Genomic DNA, 8,370 nt, shown 5'->3' on the forward strand with positions numbered 1-8,370 from the left:
GTGAACTCCGATTGCACCGGCACCATGAAAATCGTCTATACCGCCGGCGGAGCCGTGCCAGCCGGCGTCGAAACTGATTTGAACATCGTCGTCGCTGCCGACGGGACGCTCGTCGAATCCGTTGTCTACAGGGCCGTCACGGTGTCAGGCGTGAGCGGGGACGGCAACGTAAGGTGTCCACCGGATTGCGAGCAAGGTGTGCAAGAAAGTTTTGAAGGGAAAAAGGTCCTGGTCTACGGCTTCCGTTAGTCGAGTCCCGGATGGACTCGCGCTCGCTCAGGCGCTTGCTATGAGTGGCGCTGAGCCCGACCTTGGGCGCAGGTTTCCGGTCCTTTGATTCCCGCGCCTTCTGCGTGACGATTGGGTCACTTCCCCGACCTATCGCGATACGGAGGGCGCCGGCGCCCCTGATGCTGGCGGACACCCACGCCACCAACATGATCATGGCTGCCCAAGGTTGGCGGAGCGTCGATCACATGATCGCGAGCGTAAGACCGTTGTTTGGGGGCGCAGCGGATGTTCGAACGTCCGCGAGAAGGTCAGGTTGAATGTCCCTGACTGGCCGTTTCTCTGTGCGATGGACAGTGCTGCAAATCGGCTGCTTTGCGCTGCATCAAAGCGGCTTGAACGCAAGCATCTGCCAAGCCCAACACGGGCATACTTGACAGCACCTGGCGTTTCAGGCGACCGGCTTGAGCCACACGCTGGCTAGCCACGGCTGCCGCTCACGCGGCAAGCCGGCGGGCCGGTAATAGTGCTCAATTTCGACGAATCCCGCGCCCGCCATATATCGGCGCCATGCGTCGAGATCATGGAAGACGCCGTAGCGGCCGTTGCTCCAGCCTTCCTGATTCGTGCCGCGCGGGTTGGAGCTGAACAGCACGCCGCCGAGCTTCAGTGTCGCGTGCAATTGCCGCAACACGCGCGGCAACACCTGACTCGGGACATGGAACAGTGCGGCGTTGGCGAAAATGCCGTCAAAGTGCGCAGTCGGCAAATCGAGGTGCAGGAAATCCTGCTGCCAGACGTCGCAGCCAGTCGTGTCACGCGCCATTGCAACGAAGCGCTCGGCGCCATCGAGGCCGATCGCGCAATGGCCGAGTGTAGTGAAGGCCTTGAGATCTCGCCCCGGCCCGCAGCCGAAATCCAGGATCGTAAGAGGGGGCTCGACTTCGATATGGTGCAGCAGCGCCGCGATGTTCTGCGTGACGTCGTGGTCGTACGTGCCGTCGCGGAAATCTTCCGCGTGCGCATCGTAGTGCTGCAACGTGACGGCACTGATTTTATCGAGGTCGCGGGGGTCGAGTTCCATGCAGGAAGTATATCTCGGGGCATTTCCCGCACGACTACGTCGTACCTCCGGTGTCATCGGTCCGTGGTCGGTTGGCGTGCCGATCAGGATGAACAACGCGATTCCGTGTGCGCAACTGATTCCTCTTGGGTTTCCGAGGAACGCGCACGGTATCAGGCGAACGGCTGGAGATGGGCCGTACCTTGCCCCTCGTCATGCGATCGACCCGTGCGTGCCACGAGCGGCAGCACGCGACCCTTGACGGACGAACGTCGCCTCGGCCACGGACGGCTGCTTCCGAGGTTCAACGGCCATTTGACCCGCCAGTTCGGAGAGTGCTCGGCGAATTCGGCCGTTCGAGCCTTTTCGAAAGTGGTCTTTTTAGCGGATGCTTTCGACAAGTTATGGATTCGAAAGTAGCTTGCAAGGGCGATGTTCTATACCGTGGTTAAACGCCAACGGAGCAATAAGATGGGCAAGTTCAGCGATTACGAGTACAGGAAACAACCCGGGTTCGATATGAATACCTTCAAGGGCGCGAACCAGTCCATCCCGATGAAGACAGTTGTGATCCACTGCTTTGACCCTCGGGCGGTCGAGATTCCACAGGCCGTCGCCGAGTATTTTGGTGACGAGGTCTGCCCGGGAGATGAAACCGTGCTTAGTAATGCGATTGCTCACGAAGTCACGCAGCCGTTGACGGCGATGATGGCCAATGCCGCTGCGGGCTTGCGCTGGCTTGATGGCGCGACGCCCGATCTCGATGAGGCGAAGACAGCGTTTAACCAGATCGTTGCTGCCGGCCAGCGCGTGGCAGCGGTAATCGAAAGAGTTCAGGCAATCCTCAGGAAGGGCGATCTGAACACGACCGCGTTCAACACCAACGAGCTCGTCCGGGAAACCATAAAGTTCCTGGAAGATTCACTGCATCGCGCGTGAGAAGAGTGACGGCTTTGGAACAGAAAGCAGTGAAAATTTGCTGGGCAGATTCTTGATGACCCTGGACACACTGCAAGTACATCGGGAGAATATAGCCACGCCATTGCTCGTCCTGAGGCGGTCTCCTCTTTGAGTTTGCAAACGCCGCTCGTTGGGTGAGTGTCTCTTATAAAATCGATTGCTGTCATCCGATCTATCGTTGCGAACGTCACCTGTTGGGCCGACTACCGCCAGATAGCCAGTAACGTCACCGGGCGGTCGATCGCTATTGTGCAAGGCCCCGAGAGGGGATAAGACCGCGAGACATTGCCACTGACCGCGATGCTTTTTCTCCGTATCGATATGCCGCTGGTCATCGCCGGCATAAAGACAGATGCTCGTTGTCTTGCTGTCTTGCTGCCCTCACGCAGAGTGAAAAGCTGCCATCCGGACTAACTACCGTTCCGATGCAATATCCGCGGCAGCTTCGCGTCAGTTAAGCCTTCGCGGCACCGCTCACATAAAACGACGTCTCGGCCGCGCGTTTGTGGGAATTCTTTGCCCGGCCGCAAGTTCGGTCTCGCTAAACGCGACCCGTTGATGACGAAAAGGTAAAGAAATGAAAGTGCAACCCTCGGCTGTAATCGTCGTGCTATTCCTGCTCATCGCGGCCGGCGCTGCCGACTCTCAGGAAATGCAACCGTCAGACGTCGCTAGCCACTTATCCAGTCAGCAGCCAATAAATTCATCACAGCGGGCGATGCCGATGGACGGCGACGGTACGTGGAACGATGGAGCCCAACCGGGCGGACGAAATGGTTACGGCAAAACCCGAGACGGTCAACCGTGCGTGGTGGGCCTGTCGTGCGATATCTATCAGGGTAGTTAACCTGGACGGCTGTGTCGCGATAAGCGGACTCGATATCTGAAACGACCGATACGATCGATGAAACAGATGCTGAGTGGGGTCGAGAGTGTGCGGGCACTGATCGAGGAAGCTGCCGTCCGGCTGCTCGACACCGCCGTTAGCGGCAATCCGCCACATAGCTGACGCAGAACCGAGCCCGCTCCGACGTCAGCTATCGCCGTAGGAAGGAGCGTTCGTTCTCGACAAGCGGTTGGCCGGTTACCGGGGCGGACGCTACCGCTGAACCCAGCAAGTCGTGCAAATTGCTGGCGGCGGGTCAAACTCGCCTTTCAGCCATTTGTCGAGTCGGATCTTCATTTAATTTTCCATGGTTTCGATCAGTTGTGGTTCTGCTTTGCGCCTGCTGCGCTCCCTTTCAGCGAGGTGCGCACTTTTGCACAAGAGTCAGCCGTGTGTAATGGAATTCGGCACTTCAATGCAGAGGGTTGAGCCCCCATGCTAGGCTTCCCGCAGTCCTCGCCGTGTAGGTTGTCGAGGAACCTGCGTTTCGTTCTGTGTCTGGAGGGTTTGTGGCTTTTGAACATCGTGGTTTTCGCGTGACCGCCGATGCTGCGGCGGATGAGCTTGGCGTTCAGTGGGTATGCCATGCCGTGATTGAACGTACCGACGGGGATAAGGCCAAAGGCACGCCCCCGGCAATCGAAATGGTCATTCCAAGGGCCAAAATCGACCCACTGATGGCACTCAGTGCGCTTGAGCATCGGGCTCGAACCGAGATAGATGATTGGCATGAAAGAGGGCATGCGTAGGTGTATTTCTTTCACCAGGCGAGCCACCTTTCCGCTTCTGAGCGAAGACTGCGAACGCCACCGCCTATATCCACGAGTTAGCGTCCCGTCGGAACCAGCGCGAGGCATTGAAGGTGTTCCAGAGAGTCCGATCACTATCAATGGGGCTGACTGACGCCCCTCCGAAGGATCGTTGCTGGCATTTTCGGAAAGCCGATAGGCGCGCATATCGACGGTCTCAACGTAGTCTGCGCGCCAACATTCGCTAAGCCAGTTCTTCCCGGTGGCGGAACGTGACTGGACCGGGTCCCACGACGAACTTCCGTAGGCGACCCACTTCTGCCATCGAATGCTTCACAAGGGAACAGTAGCTTCTGAGGACCAACGGTCATCCGTGAGTCCACGGGCGCCGCCGCCCCACCACCAATCTCGTATTTGACAAAGTTCTCCGCGAAGTCCGCTGATGTCGAATAGAAGCGGAAATCTCTGCCCGGCGTTAGGCGCCCTCCGTCCCCGCCACCAGTGCGGCGCCATCGCTAGTGCCGGCATTAATTCCCTTCGTTGCCCTTTCGCATCTGGCCCTTGACTAGCGCGCAATCTCGTGCTCCGGTCGCAGACCGGCCGAGGACGTTTGGCGTACAATCCGCCCGACTCTAATTTCTTACCAATCTTGAATAGAAAATGAGATGAATGACCTGAGATTTCAGTCTCGGATCGGGGAAACGCTGTCCGTGGGTTGCGCCATACTGATTTTCGTGGCGATGTTCGACCACGTGATGGCCATCAAATATGTAGATCTCGGGATGCTGGTCGTGCTTGGCGCGTGGTGTGCCGGCAGATCGTTGCTCAAGGACTCGCATACGCGCCCCCTCCTGCTGCCGCTCGGCCTCTGGGCAATCTGGACACTAATGTCAGCAAGCTGGTCAGCCGACCCCGCCATTAGCGCACACGCGTGGTTCGACGAAGTCGGCTATCCGCTCACAGGCTTCTACGTGTTCTGGCTGACCGGACAGCAACCCCGCCACGTGCGGCGCCTGCAGATGGCCCTATGGTTTGCGTGCCTGATTCTTGCGGGCATCAGCGTCGCGTATTTCCACTTGCTCGATCCGGCCCTGCCGAAATCTGGTCTGCTGCACTTTTATCCCCGCGTTGGACACACCAGCACCCTGGCGCTGATGGCGATACCCACACTCGGCGTCATGGCCGCAAATGCCGATACACGGATCCGCGGACTTATTGGCATCCTTTTCTGCGTCATCATCGGTGGTGCCACACTGAACCGCTTCTTCTGGGTCGCGCTTGCCGCGGTCGTGGTGATATTGCAATGGCCGCATACGCCGAATGACCGCAAGCGTGCAGCGTGCATACTCAGTGCACTTTTTGTTTCCATCTTGATCGCTGCGGGCTTTAGTAACAAGCTACGTCTCGCCACGGTTGCAAGCAACGCGACGCGATCGGAGACGGTGACTACGCCCGCGACGATGGCCAAGCCCTATATCGGTATGACGCTGGCATCGCTGCATACTGAAGACCCCGCGGCGCGCCTGGCCGACGCCGATCCGCACCATCACGTTGGACTAATGTCCAGGTTTCCGGCGCTACGCGCAGCGGACCGTGTCATCACCGCCGACACCCGGCCGCAAATCTGGAGCTTCTATAGCAGTCAGGTGCTGAAACACCCCTGGATAGGTATCGGCTTCGGCAAACCGCTGCCGTCAATTGCCTACGGGAGCCTGATCCCCTCCACCCTCGTCGAACTGGATGAGAACGTGCGGACTCACGCGCACAACCTGTTTCTGAATACGCTGCTGCAGGTCGGGGTTGTCGGCCTAGCGCTCGAAATCATTGTTTTTGCGTCACTCGCTTACCGTTTTTACGTGGCGCGCAAGACACACCCACTCCTCTATCGTGCAGGTTTGGCTCTCATCATCGGCATGATCACGAAGAACCTCACCGATGATTTCATGTGGGAATCGACCATGCTGATGTTCTGGTGCAGTTGTGGCTGGCTCATGGGCCTGTCGGGTGCGCAGACAAATGCGAACTGTGCCTGCCAACTGAAAAACTACTGACGCGGTTTGTGAAAAAAACGGGCGGTGTCCTTCCATCTCGACCCGTTGCCGTCATTCGAATCGCCGGCATGGCAACGACCGCTCTCGAAGTCCACCGCAGTTCGGTCATGGTTGGTGGCCTGCGGCTTCTCCGCCTTTGCCACGGAGAGCGGCATTGGTGAGGCAGCTACAAAGAGGCTCGCGCCAAAAAGTGCTGCAAGCTCACGACCGGCTTGCGTGTTGCCTGAGGGGGAGAATGCCCAATCCAGGGCTGAGCAAACGTTGTCGAGAAGGAGACAAATTTTCTCCATGGACTCGCGAACGGGCCTCGTTAGTCCAGTTGCCATGAATAGCGCAAAACACTTTGAACAGGTACCGAGCTCGCCTCCACTCCGTCGCGTTTCGTTCTCCATTGGCCTCGAGGCGTTGCAATGCGTAGCATCGGGTGGTCTCCAACAGACTGTACTCGACATGCCCTTGTTCGAGATGTGCGGCGACGAGAGACTTCGCGATCAACGCGCAGATGGCCTCCGTTACGTCGTGAACTGAGAGGTCCTCCGATGCAGCGACAGCTTGAGCATCCTTGAGGGTAAAGGCACCTCGAAGGACACCAAGCCGGCTGAGCACTTTTCGTTCGGTTTCCGAAAGAAGGTTAAAGCTCCAGTCAAATGAAGCCTCGAGTGTTTGATGATGTGGCAGGGCCGTCCTATGCCCACCTCCCAATATCCGAATAGACTCGTCGACTTTTTCGGCGAGGACTTCTATTCCAAGAATCGCCGCGCGGGCGGCCGCCACCTCAATGGCGAGCGGAACGCCGTAAAGGCGCTTACACACGCGCCCAGCGAGCGGGGCAGGAAGCTCAAGAGCGGCACGTTCAAGAATGCGAACCGTGCCCTTGCGGCGCTCGCGAACGTTTACCTGTCGCGCAAGCGATTAATGGTCGAGGTATGCCCATAACGGGCGAAAAGCGGGCTATGCGCCCGCGCGTGAGGCCCGCAAGGGCCAAAAAATAGTGGCACAAGCACGATTTGCGAACTACCAATCGTCGGAACGTCGCGAATTCAGTGCCTTGTTCAGCGTTGCCTTAGACCGACGAGTGTCCGCTACATCCTTTCGATGGTTCGGATACAAGCCCTGAGGGCGACGACGCAACTACGCTATATGAAGTGCGTCCGTGACCGGTCCAGAGTCTCACGCGCGACTGCATTCTAAGGACCAGCTGATACAACGAGCAGCATTCTGAGCGGCGTGTTCTTGAATTCAGTTCCCGCCAGTCCCCCACTGGATAAGCAGACAGATGTCTTCTACGAAACTCGTAACGCACAGACCCTCGATCTCATGGCTCACGTGGTACGGGTACATCGGTAGGAAGAACTTCACGGTGTGTCACGCCGGGCAGGACGTCGTTCATGCGCGAAGCGCCGCGCTTGTCGATTTTTAACGATGGCGCACTGTAGCCCGCACACTATAATTCCACACGCATATCGGAGACAGTTACATGGAAAGCAGCCTGAAATTGCCGTAACGATCAGCTCAGACTAGCCTACTAACAGGAGCGCGGCCCGGGCTCGCGGCAAAGGGGTGACGCAATGGACCGCATTGTGAATCGACTGTTGGCTGCGGTTGTCATCGCCGTCGTGTTGTGCAGTTGCGTCATTACGCTACCGGATGCCGGCGGACTAACCTATGAGAGCCGCGCCGTGACTCGCACCGAAGGAGGGCTCCGGGTTTCCGCTTCAGTGCTTTCTGCTGAAGAAAGCGCGGCGGTTTACGGCGTGCCGCTCGCGAAAAAGGGGATTCAGCCGGTATGGATCGAGGTTCAGAACGACGAAACGGTCAGCTATTTCCTGATGTCGCCTGGCCTCGACCCAAATTTCTTTCCGGCTTCCGAAGCGGCCGAGGCGTTTGACGGCAACAATCCGCCCGGCGGGAAAGACGAAATCGACAGTCGCTTCCGTGGGCTCGCCTTCCGCAACCCTGTGCTGCCAGGGCAGACCGTATCGGGGTATGTGCTGACCAACCTTAGCGAGGGCGCGAAGCTCGTCCAATTGGACCTCGTTGCGAGCGCGCAGGCAAAGACATTCTCGTTCCTCATAGTGGTGCCCGGCTTCTACGCCGATTACCATGTCAGCGCAGTCTTTCGGCGTGAGGTCTATCCGCCTGAAAGGATTGTCGACTACACGGACGATGAGGCTTTCCGCGTCGCACTCGAAGCGCTTCCCTGTTGCGCGACCAATGAGGACGGTTCGAAGAACGGCGATCCACTCAATCTCGTCATAGTGGGAGGCCTCGACGACGCGTTTCCCGCACTGGTCCGACGAGGCTGGAGTCCAACCGAACAAAAATGGTCCGGCGCAATCATGAAGATGATTACCTCCGCGCTTTCCGGCGAGCGTTACGTCAACGCACCTGTCAGCGATCTTTATCTGTTTGGCCGGGCGCAGGACCTCGCTC

General features: G+C 58.2%; 7 protein-coding genes and 1 pseudogene. 5 read left to right on the plus strand and 3 right to left on the minus strand.

The window, feature by feature from the left end; translation table 11 throughout:
* A pseudogene (locus P0D73_RS45545) lies at positions 1 to 249 on the plus strand (hypothetical protein); the annotation flags it as partial.
* A gap of 430 nt (positions 250 to 679) precedes the next feature.
* On the opposite strand, the gene P0D73_RS45550 reads toward P0D73_RS45545, so the two are convergent.
* Positions 680 to 1,312 carry a class I SAM-dependent methyltransferase gene (locus P0D73_RS45550; protein WP_408178724.1) on the minus strand — a complete coding sequence of 211 codons (633 nt, stop codon included), beginning with the start codon at positions 1,310 to 1,312 and terminating at the stop codon, positions 680 to 682.
* 450 nt (positions 1,313 to 1,762) lie between these two features.
* On the opposite strand from P0D73_RS45550, the gene P0D73_RS45555 reads away from it, so the two are divergent.
* The 3 genes from P0D73_RS45555 to P0D73_RS45565 all read left to right on the plus strand — a co-directional run bounded on the left by P0D73_RS45555 (position 1,763) and on the right by P0D73_RS45565 (position 5,937).
* On the plus strand, positions 1,763 to 2,230 hold the full coding sequence (locus tag P0D73_RS45555; protein ID WP_408292075.1) for a histidine kinase dimerization/phospho-acceptor domain-containing protein: 468 nt from the start codon (positions 1,763 to 1,765) through the stop codon (positions 2,228 to 2,230).
* A gap of 1,416 nt (positions 2,231 to 3,646) precedes the next feature.
* On the plus strand, positions 3,647 to 3,886 hold the full coding sequence (locus P0D73_RS45560; RefSeq protein ID WP_408292079.1) for a hypothetical protein: 240 nt from the start codon (positions 3,647 to 3,649) through the stop codon (positions 3,884 to 3,886).
* Between the two features lie 665 nt (positions 3,887 to 4,551).
* Positions 4,552 to 5,937 carry an O-antigen ligase family protein gene (locus tag P0D73_RS45565; protein ID WP_408436237.1) on the plus strand — a complete coding sequence of 462 codons (1,386 nt, stop codon included), beginning with the start codon at positions 4,552 to 4,554 and terminating at the stop codon, positions 5,935 to 5,937.
* On the opposite strand, the gene P0D73_RS45570 is transcribed toward P0D73_RS45565, so the two are convergent.
* Together P0D73_RS45570 and P0D73_RS47105 are read right to left on the minus strand one after the other, a co-directional pair.
* Positions 5,931 to 6,227 carry a hypothetical protein gene (locus tag P0D73_RS45570; protein ID WP_408292083.1) on the minus strand — a complete coding sequence of 99 codons (297 nt, stop codon included), beginning with the start codon at positions 6,225 to 6,227 and terminating at the stop codon, positions 5,931 to 5,933. The two genes, P0D73_RS45565 and P0D73_RS45570, sit on opposite strands and share 7 nt — an antisense overlap.
* Positions 6,139 to 6,750 (minus strand): winged helix-turn-helix domain-containing protein, encoded by a 612-nt coding sequence (locus P0D73_RS47105; protein WP_494478266.1) that lies wholly within the window; start codon positions 6,748 to 6,750, stop codon positions 6,139 to 6,141. Before P0D73_RS47105 ends, P0D73_RS45570 begins: the two co-directional genes overlap by 89 nt.
* Positions 6,751 to 7,505: 755 nt before the next feature.
* On the opposite strand from P0D73_RS47105, the gene P0D73_RS45580 reads away from it, so the two are divergent.
* On the plus strand, positions 7,506 to 8,370 hold an 865-nt coding region (locus P0D73_RS45580; RefSeq protein ID WP_408317534.1), incomplete at its 3' end, for an LssY C-terminal domain-containing protein.

Source organism: Paraburkholderia sp. RL18-101-BIB-B (assembly GCF_046026985.1).
GTDB lineage: Bacteria > Pseudomonadota > Gammaproteobacteria > Burkholderiales > Burkholderiaceae > Paraburkholderia.

What these genes read in the sequence shown, in the direction of transcription:
- P0D73_RS45550 (WP_408178724.1), bottom strand. Translation starts at nt 1,312, where the DNA reads ATGGAACTCGACCCCCGCGACCTCGATAAAATCAGTGCCGTCACGTTG.
- P0D73_RS45570 (WP_408292083.1), bottom strand. Translation starts at nt 6,227, where the DNA reads ATGGAGAAAATTTGTCTCCTTCTCGACAACGTTTGCTCAGCCCTGGAT.
- P0D73_RS45555 (WP_408292075.1), top strand. Translation starts at nt 1,763, where the DNA reads ATGGGCAAGTTCAGCGATTACGAGTACAGGAAACAACCCGGGTTCGAT.
- P0D73_RS45565 (WP_408436237.1), top strand. Translation starts at nt 4,552, where the DNA reads ATGAATGACCTGAGATTTCAGTCTCGGATCGGGGAAACGCTGTCCGTG.